The 19,467-nt window shown below is 67.0% G+C and carries 22 protein-coding genes; 14 read left to right on the top strand and 8 right to left on the bottom strand.

Translation table 11 applies throughout. The features are described from left to right. Positions 1–13 precede the first annotated feature (13 nt). The gene (locus ACWEF6_RS06195) at positions 14–460 is read left to right on the top strand and encodes a limonene-1,2-epoxide hydrolase family protein (protein WP_310969361.1); all 447 of its coding nucleotides are present in this window, start codon (positions 14–16) and stop codon (positions 458–460) included. Between the two features lie 291 nt (positions 461–751). Here the strand turns inward: ACWEF6_RS06195 and ACWEF6_RS06200 are convergent, their stop codons facing one another. After that, on the bottom strand, positions 752–1,669 hold the full coding sequence (locus ACWEF6_RS06200) for a CapA family protein (RefSeq protein ID WP_449681910.1): 918 nt from the start codon (positions 1,667–1,669) through the stop codon (positions 752–754). A gap of 126 nt (positions 1,670–1,795) precedes the next feature. Here ACWEF6_RS06200 and ACWEF6_RS06205 point away from each other — a divergent pair, with 126 nt between their 5' ends. The 6 genes from ACWEF6_RS06205 to ACWEF6_RS06230 all read left to right on the top strand — a co-directional run bounded on the left by ACWEF6_RS06205 (position 1,796) and on the right by ACWEF6_RS06230 (position 7,617). Beyond that, positions 1,796–4,261, top strand: a complete 2,466-nt coding sequence (locus ACWEF6_RS06205) for an endonuclease/exonuclease/phosphatase family protein (protein ID WP_449681911.1) — start codon at positions 1,796–1,798, stop codon at positions 4,259–4,261. Between the two features lie 141 nt (positions 4,262–4,402). Further along, a complete protein-coding gene (locus tag ACWEF6_RS06210; RefSeq protein ID WP_449681912.1) occupies positions 4,403–5,146 on the top strand; it encodes a hypothetical protein in 744 nt (247 codons plus the stop codon). Next, a complete protein-coding gene (locus tag ACWEF6_RS06215) occupies positions 5,143–6,345 on the top strand; it encodes a putative T7SS-secreted protein (protein ID WP_449681913.1) in 1,203 nt (400 codons plus the stop codon). The genes ACWEF6_RS06210 and ACWEF6_RS06215 overlap by 4 nt, the downstream gene beginning before the upstream one ends. Positions 6,346–6,383: 38 nt before the next feature. Then, positions 6,384–6,920 (top strand): hypothetical protein, encoded by a 537-nt coding sequence (locus ACWEF6_RS06220; RefSeq protein ID WP_449681914.1) that lies wholly within the window; start codon positions 6,384–6,386, stop codon positions 6,918–6,920. Further along, on the top strand, positions 6,917–7,246 hold the full coding sequence (locus ACWEF6_RS06225; RefSeq protein ID WP_449681915.1) for a hypothetical protein: 330 nt from the start codon (positions 6,917–6,919) through the stop codon (positions 7,244–7,246). The genes ACWEF6_RS06220 and ACWEF6_RS06225 overlap by 4 nt, the downstream gene beginning before the upstream one ends. Then, on the top strand, positions 7,243–7,617 hold the full coding sequence (locus ACWEF6_RS06230) for a YbaB/EbfC family nucleoid-associated protein (RefSeq protein ID WP_449681916.1): 375 nt from the start codon (positions 7,243–7,245) through the stop codon (positions 7,615–7,617). Before ACWEF6_RS06225 ends, ACWEF6_RS06230 begins: the two co-directional genes overlap by 4 nt. A gap of 110 nt (positions 7,618–7,727) precedes the next feature. On the opposite strand, the gene ACWEF6_RS06235 is transcribed toward ACWEF6_RS06230, so the two are convergent. The 4 genes from ACWEF6_RS06235 to ACWEF6_RS06250 are packed head-to-tail and all read right to left on the bottom strand — an operon-like array spanning position 7,728 to position 11,399. Next, positions 7,728–8,129 (bottom strand): hypothetical protein, encoded by a 402-nt coding sequence (locus ACWEF6_RS06235; protein WP_449681917.1) that lies wholly within the window; start codon positions 8,127–8,129, stop codon positions 7,728–7,730. Beyond that, complete coding sequence (locus ACWEF6_RS06240; protein ID WP_449681918.1) at positions 8,126–10,852, bottom strand: FtsK/SpoIIIE domain-containing protein; 2,727 nt, start codon at positions 10,850–10,852, stop codon at positions 8,126–8,128. The genes ACWEF6_RS06235 and ACWEF6_RS06240 overlap by 4 nt, the downstream gene beginning before the upstream one ends. 35 nt (positions 10,853–10,887) lie before the next feature. Beyond that, positions 10,888–11,133 carry a hypothetical protein gene (locus ACWEF6_RS06245; protein WP_086849216.1) on the bottom strand — a complete coding sequence of 82 codons (246 nt, stop codon included), beginning with the start codon at positions 11,131–11,133 and terminating at the stop codon, positions 10,888–10,890. 5 nt (positions 11,134–11,138) lie between these two features. After that, entirely contained in the window at positions 11,139–11,399 is a 261-nt protein-coding gene (locus ACWEF6_RS06250) for a hypothetical protein (protein ID WP_003056176.1), read from the bottom strand. Positions 11,400–12,276: 877 nt separating this feature from the next. Here ACWEF6_RS06250 and ACWEF6_RS06255 point away from each other — a divergent pair. The 3 genes from ACWEF6_RS06255 to ACWEF6_RS06265 are packed head-to-tail and all read left to right on the top strand — an operon-like array spanning position 12,277 to position 13,688. After that, positions 12,277–13,044, top strand: a complete 768-nt coding sequence (locus ACWEF6_RS06255; protein WP_449681919.1) for a hypothetical protein — start codon at positions 12,277–12,279, stop codon at positions 13,042–13,044. A 15-nt stretch (positions 13,045–13,059) separates the two neighbouring features. After that, on the top strand, positions 13,060–13,263 hold the full coding sequence (locus tag ACWEF6_RS06260; protein WP_449681920.1) for a type II toxin-antitoxin system VapB family antitoxin: 204 nt from the start codon (positions 13,060–13,062) through the stop codon (positions 13,261–13,263). After that, entirely contained in the window at positions 13,260–13,688 is a 429-nt protein-coding gene (locus ACWEF6_RS06265) for a PIN domain-containing protein (RefSeq protein ID WP_449681921.1), read from the top strand. The genes ACWEF6_RS06260 and ACWEF6_RS06265 overlap by 4 nt, the downstream gene beginning before the upstream one ends. Before the next feature lie 151 nt (positions 13,689–13,839). Here ACWEF6_RS06265 and ACWEF6_RS06270 read toward each other — a convergent pair whose 3' ends face one another. From ACWEF6_RS06270 to ACWEF6_RS06280, 3 genes are all read right to left on the bottom strand, one after another. Then, the gene (locus ACWEF6_RS06270; protein ID WP_449681922.1) at positions 13,840–15,414 is read right to left on the bottom strand and encodes a hypothetical protein; all 1,575 of its coding nucleotides are present in this window, start codon (positions 15,412–15,414) and stop codon (positions 13,840–13,842) included. Between the two features lie 19 nt (positions 15,415–15,433). Further along, positions 15,434–16,909: a helix-turn-helix domain-containing protein gene (locus tag ACWEF6_RS06275; protein ID WP_449681923.1), complete on the bottom strand. Its 1,476-nt coding sequence runs from the start codon at positions 16,907–16,909 to the stop codon at positions 15,434–15,436. Between the two features lie 185 nt (positions 16,910–17,094). After that, positions 17,095–17,421: a GntR family transcriptional regulator gene (locus ACWEF6_RS06280; RefSeq protein WP_286001402.1), complete on the bottom strand. Its 327-nt coding sequence runs from the start codon at positions 17,419–17,421 to the stop codon at positions 17,095–17,097. 119 nt (positions 17,422–17,540) lie between these two features. Here ACWEF6_RS06280 and ACWEF6_RS06285 point away from each other — a divergent pair, with 119 nt between their 5' ends. Genes ACWEF6_RS06285 through ACWEF6_RS06300 form a run of 4 tightly spaced genes read left to right on the top strand, consistent with a single transcriptional unit; the run spans position 17,541 to position 19,405 of the window. Then, the gene (locus tag ACWEF6_RS06285; protein ID WP_449681924.1) at positions 17,541–17,834 is read left to right on the top strand and encodes a hypothetical protein; all 294 of its coding nucleotides are present in this window, start codon (positions 17,541–17,543) and stop codon (positions 17,832–17,834) included. Further along, positions 17,831–18,187 carry a hypothetical protein gene (locus ACWEF6_RS06290; protein WP_449681925.1) on the top strand — a complete coding sequence of 119 codons (357 nt, stop codon included), beginning with the start codon at positions 17,831–17,833 and terminating at the stop codon, positions 18,185–18,187. Before ACWEF6_RS06285 ends, ACWEF6_RS06290 begins: the two co-directional genes overlap by 4 nt. 1 nt (position 18,188) lies before the next feature. Further along, complete coding sequence (locus tag ACWEF6_RS06295) at positions 18,189–18,506, top strand: hypothetical protein (RefSeq protein WP_449681926.1); 318 nt, start codon at positions 18,189–18,191, stop codon at positions 18,504–18,506. After that, the gene (locus ACWEF6_RS06300; RefSeq protein WP_449681927.1) at positions 18,503–19,405 is read left to right on the top strand and encodes a hypothetical protein; all 903 of its coding nucleotides are present in this window, start codon (positions 18,503–18,505) and stop codon (positions 19,403–19,405) included. The genes ACWEF6_RS06295 and ACWEF6_RS06300 overlap by 4 nt, the downstream gene beginning before the upstream one ends. Positions 19,406–19,467: the final 62 nt, after the last annotated feature.

Below are 19,467 nucleotides of genomic sequence, written 5' to 3' on the forward strand. Positions count from 1 at the left end.
GTAGCCTGAGGTCATGACCGATGAACCCAAGGTAGTGGTGACCGGTTTCCTGGAGGCCCTCGAGGACCTCGACGTCGACCGGGCGCTGACGTTCGTGGCGAGCGACATCGTGTACCAGAACGTGCCGTTGCCGCCCGCCCGCGGCGTCGCGGCGTTCGAAAAGCAACTGCGCGTCATGGCCAAGTACGGCTCCGGGTTCGAGGCGCGCACCCACCACATCGCCGCGGACGGCAACGTCGTGCTCACCGAGCGCACCGACGTGCTGCGCCGCGGCGCGTGGGAAGCGGAGTTCTGGGTGTGCGGCACGTTCGAGGTCGAGGCGGGCCGGATCGTGCTCTGGCGCGACTACTTCGACTGGACGACGGTGCTGGCCGCGAGCGCGAAGGGTGCCGGGCGGGTCGCCCTGGCCGGCGCGCGCACGCTCCTCGGCCGGTACAAGGCGAGGCAGCCGGTGCGCTAGACCCGGTGTTCGCCGCGGTCGTGGTCCCTGAGGTCCACGACCGCGGCTATCCCCAGCACCAGCACGAACACGCAGCTGAAAACAATCAGCCCCCACATGATCATTTTCCCTCCCCCCGTGTCGTGCCTACCGTGAGCTGTCGGGGAGTGGTCTTTGCCACTTTTCCGGCGGCTCACGCAGACCGTACCGCCGCTTCACGCAGGTTGTTCCGACCCTTGACCTTCATTTAAGGCAGATGCGCCGGATGGGTGACACGCCGGTGTCCGGCTGTCACAGAGCGGGCGCAATCCGTTACGCGCCAACGGATACCGATGCGATTCCGCTCTGGACGGTCACCTTGGAGGAACGCAGCGTCGACACCTCCGCGACGTACCGCAGCACCTGGTCCGCTTCATCCCCGCCGAGCGGCTCGCACTCGTTGGCGGCGTTCCGCCGGACCGGGATCAGCTCGAGCCGCGGTTCGTCGCCGAACACGCACCCGGCGAGCAGCCCGTCCGGCCGGTCGGCGGCGAGGTGGCCGAGGCCGTAGAGGATCGGACGGCCCCGGTGCACCTCGACGGCCTGGATCGTGGGTGAGCCGTGCCCGGCCACCAGGTCGGCGCCGGCGTCGATCGCCGCGCGCCCGTAGGTGACCTGGTACTCGGCGAGCTCCGCGCCCGGCAGGCCCCAGTGCATCGAGACGACGACGTGGTCGTGGTCGTTCTTGGCCCGCTTGACGTCCGCGACCAGCCGGTCCAGGTGCTCGGGCACCGGCGTGGTGCGGACGAGCGGCGGGCGGCCCGGGATCTCCGCGACGTGCGGATCAGGCTGGTACGCCGTCGTCGCAAACGCTTGCGCGACCACCGGGAGGTCCGGTTGCGCGGCGAAGGGGCGGCGAAGTGACGTGTACGCGAGAAATGCGACCTTTTCGCCGGATCGCTCGATCACCGCGGGGGTGTGTGCGGCGACGGGATCCGGCCCGGCGCCGCAATACGCGATTCCGGCGTGGTCGAGGACCGCCAGGCTCGCCGGCGGGTGGGGCGCGTCGTTGGCGACCGAGACGACGTCGATGCCGATCGACTTCAGCGCTTCGGCCGCCGCCGCGTCGACGGGGCCTTCGAGGTTGGCGAACCGGAGGTCGGCGCCCTTGAGCAGCGGTTCCAGCTGCTCGAAAGACGGCGTCGGCCGGCCGTGAAGAGTGACGTCTCCGCCCAGTACCAGCGTGATCACGAAACCTGCTCTGCCGAGTGAGTGACGACGAAAGTAGTTGTTACGAATCGTTGCATCTTTGTCTTCCTCCTCCTCACTTGTTCGGGGGACTATGCCACGACTGTTCAAGCACAAAGGGGACTCAGGGTGACCAAGACCCACAGATCCAAGGCGGCCTTCACGCTGGCCGTCGCGTCGGGCCTGGTGCTCGGCGGCGTGGCCGCACCGGCCGCGCTCGCCACACCGAGCGCCGACGCGGTCATCGCCGAGGTCTACGGCGGCGGTGGCAACTCGGGCGCAACGCTCGTCAGCGACTTCGTCGAGCTCGCCAACCGCGGCGCCGCCGCCGCGAGCCTCGCCGGATTCAGCGTCCAGTACCTGCCCGGTTCGGCGAGCCCGTCGAGCACCTGGCAGGTGACGCCGCTGGCCGGCAGCGTCGCGCCGGGCGGGCGTTACCTCGTCGCCGAGAGCAAGGGCTCCGGCGGCACCGTCGCGCTGCCGACGCCGGACGCGACCGGCGCGATCGCGATGTCGGCCACCGCCGGCACGATCGCCCTCGTCTCCGGAACCACCGCGCTGACCTGCAAGACCGCCGCCGACTGCGCCGCCGACGCGCGGATCAAGGACCTCGTCGGGTTCGGCACGGCGACCGTGCGCGAGGGCAACCCGACCGCGGCGCCGTCGAACACGACGTCCGTCGCGCGCGGCACGGCGCTGGCCGACACCGACGACAACGCCGCCGACTTCACCGCCGGCGAGCCGACCCCGACCAACACCGCGGGCGAGTCGACCGGCGGGGACCCCGGCCCGGCGCCGACCCCGGCGAAGATCCACGACATCCAGGGCACCACGCGCATTTCGCCCTTCAAGGACCAGAAGGTCTCCGGCGTCACCGGGGTCGTCACTGCGACCCGGACGTTCGGCTCCCAGCGCGGGTTCTGGCTGACCGACCCGAACCCGGACAGCGACCCGCGCACCAGCGAGGGCCTGTTCGTCTTCACCGGCTCGACCACCCCGGCGGTCGCGGCCGGCGACGCGGTGACCGCGACCGGCACCGTCCGCGAGTTCTACCCGGACGCGCCCGCGACGTCGAACTTCCAGTCGCTCACCGAGCTGAGCAGTGCACAGTGGACGGTCGACTCGCACGGGAACGCCCTCCCGGCGCCGACGGTGCTGAACCCGGACACCGTGCCGGCGACGTACGCGCCGTCGCCGGGCGGCAACATCGAGCCGCTCACCCTGGAGCCGGCGAAGTACGCGCTGGACTTCTGGGAAGCGCACGAGAGCGAGATCGTTTCGGTCACCGACGCGCGGGTCGTCGGGCCGACGAACTCGTTCAACGAGCTGTACGTGACGTCGAAGCCGGACCAGCACAAGTCCGTCCGAGGCGGCAGCGTCTACCTGGGGTACGACCAGCTCAACAGCGGCGTGCTGAAGGTTTCGTCGCTGATCCCGTTCGCCGAGCGGCCGTTCCCGAAGCTCAACGTCGGCGACGTGCTGACCGGCGTCACGTCGGGCCCGGTCGAGTACGACGACTTCGGCGGCTACACGCTGTTCGCGAGTGTGCTCGGGACCGAAAAGGACAACGGGCTGCAGGGCGAGACCACGCGCAAGCAGCGGACCGGCGAGCTCGCCGTCGCGACGTACAACGTCGAGAACCTGGCGCCCGGCGACCCGCAGGCGAAGTACGACCGGCTCGGCGAGGCGATCGTGACGCACCTGGCGACGCCGGACATCGTGAACCTGGAGGAGATCCAGGACAACACGGGCGCGACCGACGACGGCACCGTCGCCGCCGACCAGACGCTGCAGAAGTTCACCGACGCGATCGTGGCCAAGGGCGGCCCGCGCTACCAGTGGCGTTCGATCGACCCGGTCAACGACCAGGACGGCGGCCAGCCGGGCGGCAACATCCGGGTGGCGTTCCTGTTCAACCCGGCTCGCGTGTCCTTTGTGGACCGTCCGGGTGGGACGTCGACGACGGCGGTCGGGGTCGTCCGGGAGCACGGCAAGGCGCACCTGACGGCGTCGCCGGGCCGCGTCGACCCCGCCAATGAAGCCTGGACGACCAGCCGCAAGCCCCTGGCCGGCGAGTTCGTCTTCAAGGGCCGCACGGTGTTCGTCATCGCCAACCACTTCAACTCGAAGGGCGGCGACCAGCCGACGCACGGCCGCTTCCAGCCGCCGACGCGCAGTTCCGAGATCCAGCGGGCGAAGCAGGCGACGGTGCTGCGCGGGTTCGTCGATTCGTTGCTGGCAGCCGATCGCAACGCGAACATCGTGGTGGCGGGCGACCTGAACGACTACCCGTTCTCGCCGGCGGTCCAGACGCTGACCGCGGGTGGCGCGCTGAAGGACTTGATCGCGTCGGTGCCGGAGGCCGAGCGGTACAGCTACGTGTTCGAGGGGCAATCCCAGGTGCTGGACCACATCCTGGCGTCGCGGGCGCCGCGCGGGGTGGACTACGACGTCGTCCACATCAACGCGGAATTCGCCGACCAGGCCAGCGACCACGACCCGCAGGTGATCCGGTTCCGGCCGGGCGCGGGCAACCCGTTGGAGGACGCGTTCTACGACTTCCTCGACTGGTTGGAGCAGGTTTTCGTGAAGTAGGTCTGTTCGCGACGAGGCCACCTCCGGGCGCATTGCCCGGAGGTGGCCTTTCTCGTTTTCGCCACTCCGATGGGTGACCGAGGAACCGCGGAGCGTTGACGGCCGTCTTACGGTTGAAGGCACCACAAGGGGAGGGGTGGCGTGGACGGGTATGCGGTGAAGGTCGAGGAGCTGGGCAAGCTCATCGGCGACCTCGACACGGCGGCAGATCGCATGTCGAGCGCCAACAAGAAGCTGGGCGGCGGCGGGGCGTTCGGCGCACTGGGAACGGCGGAGCTGGACAAAGCCGGCGTCGAGTTCGAGGAGGCCTGGCGCTTCGGCATCGCCCGCCTCGGCGAGGCGGCTTCGGAGGTGACCGAGCGGCTGAAGGCGGCGAAGCAGAAGTACGAGCAGATCGAGGCCCAGTTCGGCGGTGAGCTGGCCAAGTTCGGCTCGGCGGTGTTCGGAGGTGATCCCCCTGGTGGGGACCCCACGGGCGGGGTGAAGGGGAATCACCCGCGGATCGCGCAGCCGGCCGAGGGGCCGGTGGGCGGCGGGTACACCGGTGGAGTGCCGGGGATCGGCGACCTGGCCGAGGGACCGGCGGGTGGGATCGGCGATCTCACGTCGAAGACGGGCCGCGAGGGGCCGGCCGGGCGGACTGATTCGGTCACTGAGCCGGGTGAAGCGCCGGTCGGTGGCGGCGTGACGGGCATTGGTCGGCTGGCGGAGCCTGGTGGCCCGGCGGGGCGCGGTGACGGTCCGGTGGGTGGCGGCGTGACGGGCGGGGTGCCGGGCATTGACCGGCTGGCCGAGCCCGATGACCCGGCGAAGCGCGGCGACCGCCCGCCCGGTGGCGGCGCGACCGGCGGCATCACCGACCTCCTGAACGGCCTCGACCGGTGAGCGCCCGCGACTTCCCGGCCCTGGGCTTCGACCCGGCGCCCGGCGACCTCGACGGCAGCGCCGACCTGGCCGGCAAGTACCGCGCGGTCGCCGACGACCTGACCGAGGCCGACGACTCGCTCCGCCGGATCGTCCGGAAGCAGGGCGTCTGGCAGGGCGAGGCGAGCGAGGCCTTCGCCCGGCGCGTCGGCCCGCTGCCGGAGTACCTCGACGGTGCCGCCAAGTCGATGAGCCGAGCCGCCGACGCGCTCGAAGGCTGGGCGCAAACCCTCGGCGACCTTCAGAAACGCGCAGCCGACCTGGAGGCCAGAGCGGAAGCGGCGGCCCGGGCGGCCGAGCAGACGCGGGCGAATCCGGACCTGGCCCTGGCGAACCGGACGTTCCCGGATCAGCAGTCTCTGCAGATCGCCCAGCGCCTCCTGGACAACGCCGGCCAGCAACTCCGGACGGCCATCGACGGCTGCCAGAACGTCCAAGACGCGGCGAAGCAGCTCCAGCAGGAACACCAGGACGCCGCGGCCCGGGTCGCGGAGCTGCTGCGGAAGGCCAAGGAGCTCGCCCCGGACGAGCCGGACCTCCTCGACAAACTCGGTGACGCGGTCGGCGGGGCACTTGTCGACTTGTCGAACACCCTCGCGGACGGGTTCGACGAGGCGTGGAACTTCGTCCAGGACCACGCGGAGCTGATCTCCAAGCTCTCGGACGTGGTCGGCGACATCGGCAACGGCCTCGGCGTCATGAGCGATGTCCTGCCGCCCCCGGCCGACGTGGTTGCGAGCGGCGTCGCCACCGGGCTGGGGCTTGCGGCGCTCAGCGGCCATGGCCTGGCCAAAACGGCCGGGGCCGATGTGTCGACCGAGACGTTGATTTTCGATGTGGCGGGCGCGGTCACGTCACTGGTCGGGGCCGCGGATGTGCTTCCCGACGCCGCGATCAAGGTGGCGACCTACGGCTTTCTCGCGAACCAGGGGATCGGCGAGATTGCGGGCCGCAAGGACTTCGAGAGCCCGTGGGACGACTTCCAGAACTACTGGGTGCCGAAGGACATGGGCCAGGCGGCCGTCGTCGCCGGGACGATCGTCCTGGGTCCCGCCCCGTGGGCTGCGGTCGCGGTGGGCAATGCGGTCGATGCCGGGATGCAGGCTGACAACGCGCCGGAGCGACGGCGTCAGCGCGCGGAAGACGAGGTGTGGAACTGATGCCGCTTCAGCTCGATCTTCCACCCGGGTTCGCAGGTATGCCGATCGGCGCCGACGACAAGATGAACCGCGGCCACGCTTGGACCGTGGCCGAGAACGTGGCCGGCGGCGCCGGGAAGTCGGTCGAGGAGTTCGGCAGCTACCTGATGGCGCTGGTCCCGACCATGCAGGCCAACGGCATCCGCGTGTTCGGCAAGTTTGCGGTCGGCCGGCGCAAGGGCGACGTCGCGACCCTGACGCTCGGCGTGGCGCAGTGGCCGGACACCGCACCCGGCAACCGGGACGCCGTCGTGGCGGCGTTGGCCGAGGAGTACCGCGGCCGCCACAAGCGGGCGGTCGTCCAGCCGGTCCGGCTGCCGATCGGCCCGGCCATCGTGGCGATCAGCGGTGGCGAGTTCCACGTTCCCGAACGGGACGTGCGCACCCAGATCAAGGCCGAGTACCAGATCCCGCTACCGGACGGCCGGTCCGTGGTGATCCTGTCGGTGGTCGCGGAGTCCGAGGACGCCTGGCCCGCGGTGGCCGAGGCGACCGCGAAGGTGGCGTGGAGCCTGCGCAGCGGGGAAACGCCGTGATCAGCACGGTGGCCGCCGGTTCATCCGAGTCGCCGGCCATGCGGATGGCCTTCCTCGTCCTGATGGGCGTGGTGGTCCTTGCCGGTCTGACGTTGACGATCTTCCGCGCACTTCGTTCGACGAAGTCGCGCGAAGAGCAGATGGCCCGCCTGGCCGCGCAGCTCGACGGCCGGAACCAGGTGTACATCCGGAAGATGGAAATCGGGCTTGCCCGCGAGGACCTGATCCAGGTCTCGTACAGCCGGGGGTACTCGCTGATCGATCACCGGGTCGGGAAGTACTACGAGTTCGTCTTCACGCCGCACCAGCCGGGGAGACTCGCATGACCGACAACGCGCAGCTGATCGAGGAAATGCGCTGGCAGCTCCGCCGGATCGAAGACCGCAAGGCCGAGAACCAGCGCGTCCTGGCGGCCATCGCGGGGAGCGACCACGCCACCGTCACATCAGCCGACCGGTCCGTCACCGTGCTCGCCGGGCCCGGCGGGGTCGTCAGCGAAGTACGGCTCGCGCCCGAAGCCATGCGGTTCGACGCCGTCACGCTGAGCCGGACCATCACCGCGGCCATCCGGGAAGCCGTCGCCGCCGGGAGGGGAGCCACCCCGGAACCGGCGGCCGCTCCGGTCCCGAAGGCAGCGCCGCGCAGGCCGGCTCCGGCGGACGACGACGATCCCTACGACACGGTGTTCGATGTCTAGCCCGGTGATGGTGCCGGCCGCGCGCTCGGGCAGCGCCACCGATCTGCTGCTCTGGCTGATGCTCACCGTCGTGCTCGTCAGCCTCATGGCCGCCAGCCTGACGTTATCCGTCAAGCAGGCGGCTCCCCGCGCTGCTTGGCCGCCGCCCGCTTGGCTCGCCAGCCCAATGCCAACACCGCCTGCACCAGCTCCTGGTAGCTCGGCTTGACCTCCTCGAGGTACCGCTCCAGGTACGCCGCGCGGGCCGTCGACACCGGGCGCGGGTCGTCGCCCGGGGCGAGCCACGTCAAGCCCTGGATGTTGTGCAGCGCCATCTTCCACCAGCGCGTGGCGCGCTCGGCCGCCCTCGCTTCGCGCTCGGTGGCCACTTCGATCGCCGTCGTGGCCGCCTCGATCTCCGTCTCCAGGGCCTCGGCGCGCGCCAGTTCCCACTCGCGCAGGTTCTCCGCCGAACCCCGGGAGAGGGCGATGATCTCCTTGTACCGCATGGCCGCGGTGGCGTCGTCGGTCATCGGTCGTTCTCCGGACGCTGGAACGGGATGATCACTTCGGGTGCGCCGTGCGTCGTGCGGTCGAAGAACAACGCGCGGCCCGGCCGTGGCGACCAGTGCACGACCTGGCCCGCCGCGAACGGGGACAGCTCGTTGCCCTGGACGTCGAGCGCCGCCCAGGTGCCGATGTCGTCCGTGCCGCCGAAGCCCAGCGTGTCCTTGAGCCGGGCGATGCTGCGCCACCAGCCGATCGTGTGGATGCCGTGACCCGGCCCCTGTTTGAGCACCACCCGCAGGTGGTCGAGGCCGCTCTTCAGCTGACCGACGGCTTTCGCTTCCAGCACCGGCAAAGCCGCGTCGACGCCGTACAGCAGCAGCACCTTCGCGCCGCCCGACATCGAGCCGGTCAGCGACTCCAGGACGCCGGTCAGGTCGTCGACCAGGGACGCCGCATGGTCCGCACGCAGGCGCTCGGTCAGCTCCATCGCCGCGTCGGCGCACGCTTCGATCGGGCAGCTCAGGATGAACTCGACTTCGCCGGGTTCGTACTGCCGGGCCAGCGACCGCGCCGCCGAGTCCATGATGGACAGTGCCTCGGCGGTCGCCGAGCCGAGCACCGCGACGTTGCGGCCCGGGGCCCGGGGGAGGTCGACGCCGCACGCCGTTTCGGTCACGTCGATCGACTGGCCGAGCAGGGCCCGCGGTTTCGTGCCGGGCTTGAGGTCCAGGTACGCCGGGAACCGTTCCAGGACCGGCTGGTGCGCGCCGTCGAACAGGCGCGGCCGCGGAAAGTGGCCCGCGTACTCCTCCCACAGCCGGTGCTGCAGCCGGACGAACACGTTCTTGCTGCTCGCGTCTGGGATGTGGGCCAGCTGGTTGCCGTGCGCGACGCCGGAGTCGTGGTTGATCACCGCGTGCCACTTCGGCGCCGACACCGCCGCGTTGTTCGTTTCGGCCAGCACGCGCCGCGCCTTCGGCATGGCGATCCGCAGCGTGCACTGCTCGAACACCGCCGGCTTGCCCCAGAACGCCTCGATGCCGGCGACGTCCTGACTGGCCAGCACCAGGTGGATGCCCTGCGAGCGGCCGCGCCGCGCGATGTCCTCCAGCAGCTGCGTCGCCGTCGCCGTCACCTGGTCCCGGCCGGCGAACAGGTACTGGAACTCGTCGATCACCGCGACGATCCGCGGCCACTGCCCGCCCGGATCGGCGTCGCGCAGGTCGGCCAGGTTGGTGACCTCGTGTTCCTTCGCGGCGGCGGACCGGCGGCGCAGCTCGTCGGCCAGGAACCGCAGCAGCGCCAGGCCGAACTCGCGGTCGGTGTTGACGTTGACGCCGACGAGCCGCGCGTGCGGCAGCCAGCTCGCGTCCTTGCGGCCCGGCGCCAGACCGGCGAACGAGACGCCTTCCTTGAAGTCCAGCAGGTACAGCGCCAGCTCGGCGGGCGTGTACCGCGCCGCGAGGCTGCCGAGCAGCGCGTACAGGAAGTTCGTCTTGCCCGAACCGGAGGGGCCGCCGATCAGGGCGTGCGGGCTCGCGTCGCCGATCACGACCTCGACCGGCTCGCCTTCGAAGAACCCGACAGGGGCGCGCAGCTCGCGTGCCGAGTTCTCTTGTCCGAGCTCCGCGGGCAGGAGGTCGTCGAACGACCGTGGCCCGCCCTGCTTGGCGATCAGCGCCTTGGCGATCTTGTCGACGGCCCGGATCACCTGCGCGGACGGCATCGCGGCTTCGAGGTCGACGACCAGGTCGGTGCCGGTCATGCTGCTGATCGCGTGCCTCTCGTCGAGCAGGCTCAGCGTCTCGACGGGTGCGCTCACCGCCGTCGGCACGTCGACCATGATCAGGCAGATGCCCGCGGCCAGCGCGCCGCTCGCGACGCGCTTGAGGTCGCGGGCGCGTTCCGGCTCGAGGGTCTCGCCGTTGCCGTAGAGGACGACGATGCGGTACGGCTCGCCCCGCTGCTGGTTGTGCTGCCGCATTTCCCGCAGCGACGTGAAGCCGGCGGACATGCAGCTGGCGTGGATGCGGCGGATGTGGCCGGCCAGCTCGTCGAGGAGGTCTTCGAGCCGGCCGGGGTCGTACAGCGAGAGCGCGCTGGTGTGGCTGAGCGGGTAGAGGTCGGGCAGGATCGCCGTCAGCTGCCCGATATCCCACAGGTGCACGCGGACCGCGCCGGGCTCGAACGTCGAAAGCACGCGGACCAGCAGGTTCTGCACGATACCGTCGATCACCGGCCGGGTCTTCGGCGCCGACGTGATCGCCAGGTGCGACTCGTCGAGCAGCGGGACGGCGACGTCGAACGTGCGGGTCGCGTCCCCGCCGGCGGCGGTCGCCGAGCCGACGCGCCACAGCCCGGGCGACGTCAGGCCGGGGTTGTGCCCGACCGTGCCGAGCCAGTCGCCCGGTGGCAGCCCGGCCGGGCCGGGTGCGTTCTGCGCGACCAGTTCCCGCAGGGTCGCGGGGCCTTGGCTCCAGTCGGTGTAGAAAGCGCTTCGCACCGTCCCGAGCGCGCCGAACACTTCGTGCGCGGCGGGATGGCGTGACCACTCATTCTGCTGTTCGGCACTGGCGTGGTTCATGCCGACCTTGACGATGTCCTGCTCGAGCTGGAGCTTGGCGAGGTCGGCCTCCGCGGCTTGGCGCGCGCCGGCCGCCGCGCCCAGCACCAATCCGATCTGGTGGCGGACCCGGTCGAGCGCGGTCTCGACCCGGTTGCGTTGCTCGGCTGACTTGTTGGCCATCGGCGTCCCCAAGAAAAGGTGTCCCCGGAAAAGGATTACAGGCGCGACCGGTATCCGCTCACCAGATCTTCGGCAGCGTGCAGGCGGACGAGGAGCTGGTCCAGCCCCTCGCCGGCCTGTGCGTACTGCAACGGAAGCCAGGGATCGGCCTTGGCCTGGGCATCCACGAGAGCTTGCCGGGCTTCTCCGAGCAGGCTTGTGGCCCGTTCGGAGTGGGCGCGCGCGTCGGCGAGCCCGGTCACGGCAGCGGTGAGCAGCTGGTGGAGTTCGGCGAGCGTCATCCGGCTTACAGACGCGCCGAGTAGGAGTCGGCGGAGGAAATGCTTGCTTGGACGGTGCTCTGCAAGCCGTTGATGCCTTGCAGGGCCTCCGCAAGGAGTCCGTGCGCCTGGCTCACTTCGTGCTGGCTGCTCCCCTGCGTCGCCTGTGCGAGCGACTGCTGGGCTTCTTCGAGAGACTGCGCTGCCTGCTGCAGGGCGGCGATGCTCGCGGACGCCTTCTCGTTGGCGAGCGCGATGCCAGCGCGGATCTCTTCGACTCCGGCCATCGGGCCTCTACTCCTCGAAATCTGGTGTCGTACGGGGGACGGATTCCATTGAAACAGATCCAGCGACTCAGCGTGATCATCAGACTTTGCCGAGTGATCGCGGGCCCGGAATCAGCAAGGCCCCGGACGTGGGAACGTCCGGGGCCGGGCCGATCACGGTCTGTGCGGGGGTCGTCCCGACGCCAGTACCGCACCTTGAAGTCGCTGGCCAGCGCTACCCCAGGTCAGAGCGGTTTCAGTGCCACTGCTGGCCTTTCTCGACAGGGGCGGGCGAGGTGCTGGTGAGACTAGCGCGACCGGAGTAACCGCTTGCGGTCAGCCCTGTTCGTAACTCCCCGTACAGGCGCAGAAATTCCCAGCACCGAAGGCATTTCACGTTCCGGTGGGCCGAAAGTGCCGCGCAACTGTGTCCCGGACATACCCACGGTGGGTCGCGCGAGCGGCCGACGGGGGCCGAGACGACGAAACGCCGGGCGGCCCGTGAAAGGCCGGCCCGGCGTCCGTCTGATCAACCGGCGGAGGATACAGGATTCGAACCTGCGAGGGCGTGAACCCAACACGCTTTCCAAGTCTGCACACGGCCGTACGCGACGTGTCGCCAGACGTAAAATCCCAGGTCAAAGCCCTCCTGGGGCGGTCGGCAGACTCGGATGGACCGGGGCGAATGAGACTAAGATTGAGACTGAAGACGGAGCGGGTGCGTACTCATCGCACGTGCGAGACTCGCCGGCGAGTGAAGGTGGGCTCGCGGGGCCAACCGGCAGGGCTCTTGCGTGACACAAGGTCACGAGACGGTTACTTGTGACTTACATCACTGTGGAGTGCGTGGGATGATTGACGCTTAGAGGCGGCTGTGTAGCTGGCGAGAGGATGTTGCATGGGAAGTGCGGACGCCCGGGCGAAGCTCGCTGAGGCGTATGCGACAGGCGAAGAGCCTCGGTACGTCTCCGTCAGTGGGCAGGGTGAGTTCTGGGCGATCGGCGACGTCCTGGTGATAGTGCCACCGATCCCGCCAGGTGCGGAACCTCAACTTGAGTACGCGTTGCGGCTTCGTAGGGATGCGATGCTTTCGGGCTCGTGTGAAGGTTGCGGCGCGGTCGCGGATGTCATCGCGGCTGACGGTAAGGATCTGCACAACTTCGTCTTTGACCATAGGGCAACATGTCCGGCGGCAGACGAGAACATCGCTCCGCTCGTTGATAGATTCAACGAATCCGTAAACGGCAAGTCGCTCGAAGATTTGTTTATGGCGGCGGTTGTCCGGACTCGTGAATCTATGGATATAACGATGGCCGGGATGCCTAAAGTTGAAGACGAGGAGTTCCTTGCTTGGGGAAATCGCCTGCTAGATGCAGAATTGAGCAAAGGTGACCGCTGTGGGCACCTTATCGCTAGACCTAATCAAACCTGGTTCCTCCTTCTGGGCAGTGGTCATTGGCTATGCAATGAGTGTCAAATGCGAATGGCGGCGAAGTTCAAGTCCGGCGCCTGGAGGCTTCCATACATCGAAGACAATTCCTGTGATGTATGCCGACGACTAGTCTCAAAACTTAATCCCTTAGTAGTCCGAATTGACACCTTCATAATGACGGGTGGAGCCTGCGATAGGTGCCACGACAAGTTTTATCCTGGCGATAAGCCGTAGGAGGTGATTGTAAAGATGTCTACAAATGTGGACAATATCGATGAATCAACCCTGTCGGAAGCTCAGGAGATCCTCGGAACGAAGAACAAGAAGGATACCGTCAATGCGGCACTACGTGAAGTAGTGCGCAAGAGGGTGATGGACGAGTTCCTGCAATTCATGGGCAATCAGGATATTGAGGAGTTGGATAGGGTTCAGGCAGAGGCGTGGCGGGCGTGACTGACGAGAAATACATGATCGACAACAGTGCAATGAATCGGATTAAGTTGCCGGAGGTTGCCGCTGTCCTTGTGCCGTTGCTCAATGCCAGGCGCTTGTGTACCTGTGGGGCAATCGAGGTTGAGGCTCTCTACTCAGCCAAAAACTCTAGCGACTATGAGAAGCTGCGCCTGCAGCGAGCGACGATTCTTGAGTATGTCGACTCGACGGAAGAAGACTGGCAGGCGGCGCTTCGAATCCAAACGGCTCTTGCCAGCAAGAGTCAGCATAGGGGCCCTAAGGTTCCTGATCTCATAATCTCGGCTGTTGCGAGGAATAACGATCTGACGGTCATGCACTACGATTCCGATTTCGAGCGAATCTCAGAGTTCTCCGACGTGAAATCATGTTGGGTTGTCCCGCTGGGATCTCTGGCTAAAGAATGAACGCCCTGTTGGTCGATATCGATCGCGCTAATCAGCGTTAGGTGACTCCGCGTATGTCGCCATCGAGTGCTGGACGGATTTAATGGACACTCTAACCGACCTTACCTGCGGAGTCTCTAAATGTCATTGATGCGAGGGGTCGTCAAGTGGGTCAATTGACGAATAGGGCGATGACTGCTGCGATGGTGGCAAGCACTGCGAGGATGGCGGCGACTCGCTGGAGTCGAGCGTTAGTGATGGCTTGACGAAGTTCCGCCGACGCTCTGAAGTTTCCTGTTATCGCGACCGTGTCAATTTTAAGGCGGCTTGCGCGCTCCTGAATAAGCTTGCTGAGGCTCGGAAGAAAGTCCCTCGGCTCAGTTGGCTCTGGCCGTCGCAACCTGCTGTAGTGCTTCTCACGGTACTCGGCAGTGTCCCAACGGAACCGCTGTAAGTCCTTCGCAGCCGATGCTAGATCTTCGGCTACGGTCGCGGCATCGAGCCCGTCTCCAATAAGGTAAGAATCTAGGTCTTTTGCCTCCTGCACTGGTCGTCGAGGTCGTGACCGCACTTGAGACTGATCGCGGATTTCGCTCAGGCGATCCCCGTATATGTCGAGTAGAGCGAGGGAGCCTAGTCGTGCAATCAGGCCGGCTTGCTCGTCATATAACTTCTGTGTCAGGACCCATATGGTGTCTTCACTGTTTCTGCTGCTTTCTAAAAGGTCGCTTCTTCGTGCTGCAATCGTGAATCGACTCGCTCGCCCGTCTTCATTTGACCCTCTATCCGTTAAATACCATCCGGGCGGGTCGTATGACTCCCAGGTGTCAAATGATTCGTCTAGATTTATCGCTGTGAACCATTGCTGGTCTCCGCTGTATGGAGCTTCATTCTTTGTAAAGAAGGTGCGAACGATCGGTCGTGCGCTTACGGGAAGTTTGGCAAATCGACCGCTATATCGGCGCGCTAGCCATTCGTGACACGCCTGCTCGTAGCCGTCAATTAGGTGATTGACTGCTTTTTTTCTAGAGTAGGCGCTAGGGTACCGCAATCCGACAGGTGAATATACGCGAGGGCGTGACCAAGGAATCCTTGTTCGGAGTCCGCCGGCAAAGCCGAAGGCCTTGATTTGCATCTGGCTATTGTCGGAGTGGTAATCTGCGCGCAAGAGGCCGGATAGGTCGCCATGTTCGGGTGTTATTGTAAAGGTGGACACCACGACCGCCAATGACGGCGTCAGGTAATGAAGTTGTAGCCAAGCGGCATCCACGAATTTCGGTAGCTTCTCGTCTATGCTGCCGCCGAGCGAGAACTTCCCGGGACGTCTTACGTAGCCTAGGTTCTGCCACCCGCCGCGCTTTCCGCGTCTGTTCCGTAGAAGCTCTTCCTGGGGATCGATGCTGGTATGCTTCTGAAATTTCTCCGGGTCCTCCAGTGCGCGGTAGAGGTTTGCGACAGTCGAAGGTGTGAATGCTTCTACTAGAACGAGTGCGCCTAGGTGTACTTCTTCTTCTGCAGGAAGTCGCGTTCGCTCGTTTTCGCGAGTATCTCTAGCGCTTTCGCGATCAATGGACCGTTCGAAGTAGTCGCGTTCGATTGAACGAAGTGTCGGCCTTTGCCACCACCACGTCCTGTTCCTCTTTGGGAGAAGTGGAGATGCTTCTTTTGCTTCCCCTTCAGGTGTACTGTCGGGAATCTCTGAGTCTTGTGATTCCGTGTCGACTTCGGGATCGGGGCTTTCGGTCATTTGAATATCCTAGTGTTTGTCAAATTCCAAGGATATGTGTCTTAAATCGCCAGGCTCGATCCAAGATGCATGCGCCAGGTGAGGCCATCGGTTCCTGTGTTAGAAGCCGACTCACGCTCTCTTCCGTAAAGGGAACACCCTCGGAAACCGATGACGACTCAGAGGCGGTTACTAGAACACCTTCGGCGTTAACGTCGACGGCGTCGCCAAACAGGTCATCAAACACGTCATCGTCCATCACGACGACTGTCAAAACCGTCGCTGTAAGAGTCAGGGTGTCCAGGCCAATGCCGAGGCAGTAGGCGGTGACGCGGTCTTCCTCGCGTGCGGCCTGGAGGTTCCGGTACAGCGACCAGTTCTCGTAATCGAGCGGCTCGCCTTGGCTGCCGTCCCGCTCCGGCTCGCCGAGGATCTCCTCGGAGTACTCCCGGACCATGCTGCGCCACAGGTCGAAGTCGTTCTCCTTGTCCCAGGCTGCCACAGAAGACGGCTGGAACTCGCCGGCCGAGATGAGGCCGTAGATGCCTGCGGCCGTCGCCACCTTGGCCGGGTCGCGCCAATGCAGAAGGAACGTCGCCTTGCCGGTATCGCGCTGGCGGCGAAGCGTCAGCGTCTCGATCGCGGGCATGACCGGCCGCCGCTCCAGGTCGAACGGATCCCCGATCAAGCCGCGCAGCGGGAGTTCCGCCCAGTCCGCACGCGGCATCTTCCGGTTCGGGGCCTGCGCGACGGCCAGCTCGTGCGCGATGGCCTCGGACAGGTCGAGCTTGTCGAAGTACGTCGCCAGGCCGAACGTCATCCGCTCGTTCGACGGCGTCAGGTCGACGTCCAACAGCCGGTAGCTCGTGCGGTTCTCGAACAGTGACGGCGGGTCCAGGTACTTGATCGCAGACGTGTAGCGCTCGAAGCGGCGTCCAGGCGCGCGGAGCGGCAACGCCTTGTCTGCTTCGGGTTCGGTGCCGGTGACCGTGATCGGGACCCGGTGGTCCGACCACTCAAGTTTGATGTCTTCCAGGCGCACCGGTGCCGGCGGCATCCACTCGCGGCGGGCGATCAGCGGGGCCTTGCCGATGCGCGCTTCCGGCCTGTAGAGCGACGCGGCCGCCTCGGCGAGCTCGCGCCGGCGGCCGTTGAGCTCACGCCGCATCCGGCGCCATTCCTCTTGGCTCACCGCGACCGGGTCGACCTCGTTGACCAGCGCGGACGTTGACGGAGGAGCGACCGGCTGAAGCAGCTCCTTGGACAACCCGAGGCGCGCGGGGGAGATGCTGAGCTGGTTGGCAACCCGCAGCAGCGTGTCCAGGTCTCGGACCTGCCGTTGGCCGGTCTCGATCTTCGAGATGTACGACTGGTCCATGTTGAGGATCTGGGCAAGGTCGGCCTGGTTGAGCCCGTTGGCCTTCCGGTACTCCTTCAGGACATCGGCAAGCAGCCCGGTGTTCAGTTCGACCTCGGTTGTCGACCTCGGCGAGAGCCACGGCTGGTCTGCTTCCACTGAAGAAAGTCCCTTCGTTTCGATCTTTTTCGGCTGCGATCGGGCGGACTAGGCGGTGCTTGACCTGCGGTTATGCCTGGCTGTCATGCAGGAGCGGCGTTAGGACTGTCCGGCCTTGGACGGTGGTGGTGCTCACGGGTGAAGCTAGCTCCATGATCACGAACCACGGACCGAGCGGCCGGACATCACGACCGCTTCTCAAGCTCCTCTACCCGCCGGCGGAGGTCGGCAACCTCCGCTCGGAGAGCGGCGACGTCATCGGCGGGCGCGCTCTCATCCGGGAGGCTCCGGACGAACGTGCCTCGCCCGGCGGCGGACTCGAGCACGCCGGCGTGCTGCAGCTCCCGGATGGCGTTGTGGACGGTCAGCTCCGCGACGTTGTACGTCCCGGCCAACGCCTTGAGCGACGGGATCTTCTCCCCGAGCGCGAACTCGCCCGCTCGGATGCGTCGGACCAGGTCATCCCTGATCTGTGCGCCTAGCGGCTGCGCTCCCTGCTGATCGATAGGCATCTCGCCAGGGTACGCGGAAAACCAACATCACCCTAATGCGCCACACGTGCGACCTTGACTTACCCGAGTGCCATAAGGTGCGCTAAGGCGCAGCAAGGCACTCAATCGAAAGGCTCCTCATGAAGTCCGCACACATCACCAACCGCGTTGTCCGTGCCGCTGTTGACGGCGTCTCCGCTGCTCACGGGCACTGCCCGGACGGTCTGGACGAGTCCGCCATCGACGCGCTGATCGCCGAGGTCGACCAGGAGTTGACCGCCGCGACCGCCGTGGCCGAGGTCCGCACCCGGTACGCGTTCACCGACCCGCAGCACGCCCACCGCACTCGCCGGCGCACCAGCCGCGCGGCGCTGCGGGTCCTGCCGTTCCGGCTCGACACGGCCGAGACGGCGGAGAGCGGGGAGGCCGCATGACGGTCCGACTCGTCATCTCCACATTCAGCCCCGACACGGCGGCTCATCCCGCCAAGAACGCGCACGCCGCGTCGGGTCTCGCCAACAACCACCACGCAGGTAGCTACTCGGAGAGGTCTCCCATGGTAAGCACCCTGACTCCCCGCGCGATCGAGCGTTTGGCGATCCGCCGCTACCACACCGCCGGCCGGTCGTGGGCCAAGGCCCCGGCCGTCGAACGCCGCGCCTGGCTCGCCGAAGCCGAGCCGATCATCCGCGCCGAACACGGCATCGCGCTGGACGCGGTGTGGCACGGCGGGGACTGGCAGGCACCCGGCCAATCCGACCTCTTCGACGTCCCGGAGGTGGCCTGACATGTCCACGCAGGTGCTGATGGTCCTCGGCGGTCTCGCGCTGGTCGGCGTCTTTGCCGTGTGGCGCTCCGGCCGCAAGTCCGCGGTAAGGGCGCAGAAGGGCGTCCGCGAGATCACCCGCATGACCGGCAACACGATCCGCCTGGTCATGGCCACGGCGATCATCGCGTTCGTCCAGTGGCTGGTGATCGTGAAGATCCAGGACACCACCGCCACCTGGATCGCGCTGGTCGTCCCGGCGCTGCTGGCCGCCGCCACGATCGTGCGGCTGATGGCCATCACCGAAATCGTCCACACCACCCGGGGAGGCCGTCGATGACCACCACCGCACTCACCCCGACCGACGCCCGGCACCAGCCGCTGTCCGAGGCCGACAAGCTCGCGCAGGACGCGGCCACCGCCGCGCAGGTCCGGCGGCTGGCTAACCACCCGGACGTGGTGGCGCTGCGGGTGGAGAAGGTCCGCACGCAGATCGACGCGGTGATCTGGCTCGGGATCTTCCTCGGCTTGGCGTTCACGATGGTCAACGTCCAGTCCTTCGCCGCCGGCGGCGCGGCCACCTGGTCGCTCGGCTGGCTCGCCGGGTGGCTGCTGGACCCGATGGTGTCGCTTGTACTCGTGGCGGTCCTGCGGGCAGAGCAGGTGACCGCCCGGTACCAGGTCGACACCGGCCGGTGGGCGCACCGGACGAAGTGGTTCGCGTTCCTGGCCACCTACGTCATGAACACCTGGAAGTCCTGGACGCACTTCGACGTGGCCGGGGTGGTGCTGCACTCGGTTCCGCCGGTGCTGGTGTTCCTCGCGGCGGAGACCGCTCCGGTGCTGCGGGACAAGCTCACCGAGGCCGTCATGGCCGCCGCCGGCACCGCGTTCACGGGCCAGCCCACCGCCGACGCCTCAGCCGCCGAGCCTGCTCCGGCGGAGAACAAGGCGGGGGAGACGCAGGCACCGGTCGCCCGGCCGCGTCGCCGTCCGGCCCGCAAGCCCGCCGCGAAGCCCGCGCGCAAGCTGCGCGGGGATTACCTGGCCGACGCCCGCGCCGCGTGGGCACCGGGCATCGAGATCACCCCGGCCTGGGTCCGGTCCGTGTGCCCGGAGATCTCGCGCGGCACCAGCAAGAACGTCGCCGACGACCTGATCGCCGAAACCGCCCGCCCGGTCGTCGCGCCGGTGCTCGCCGACCAGTCCGTGACCGTCGACCAGGAGGAGGCCGCCTGATGTCTACCACCGCCGACCACACGCCTGAGTCCGTGAACGGACCCGACCCCGAGAGGCCTCTT

The organism is Amycolatopsis sp. NPDC004772 (assembly GCF_053601215.1).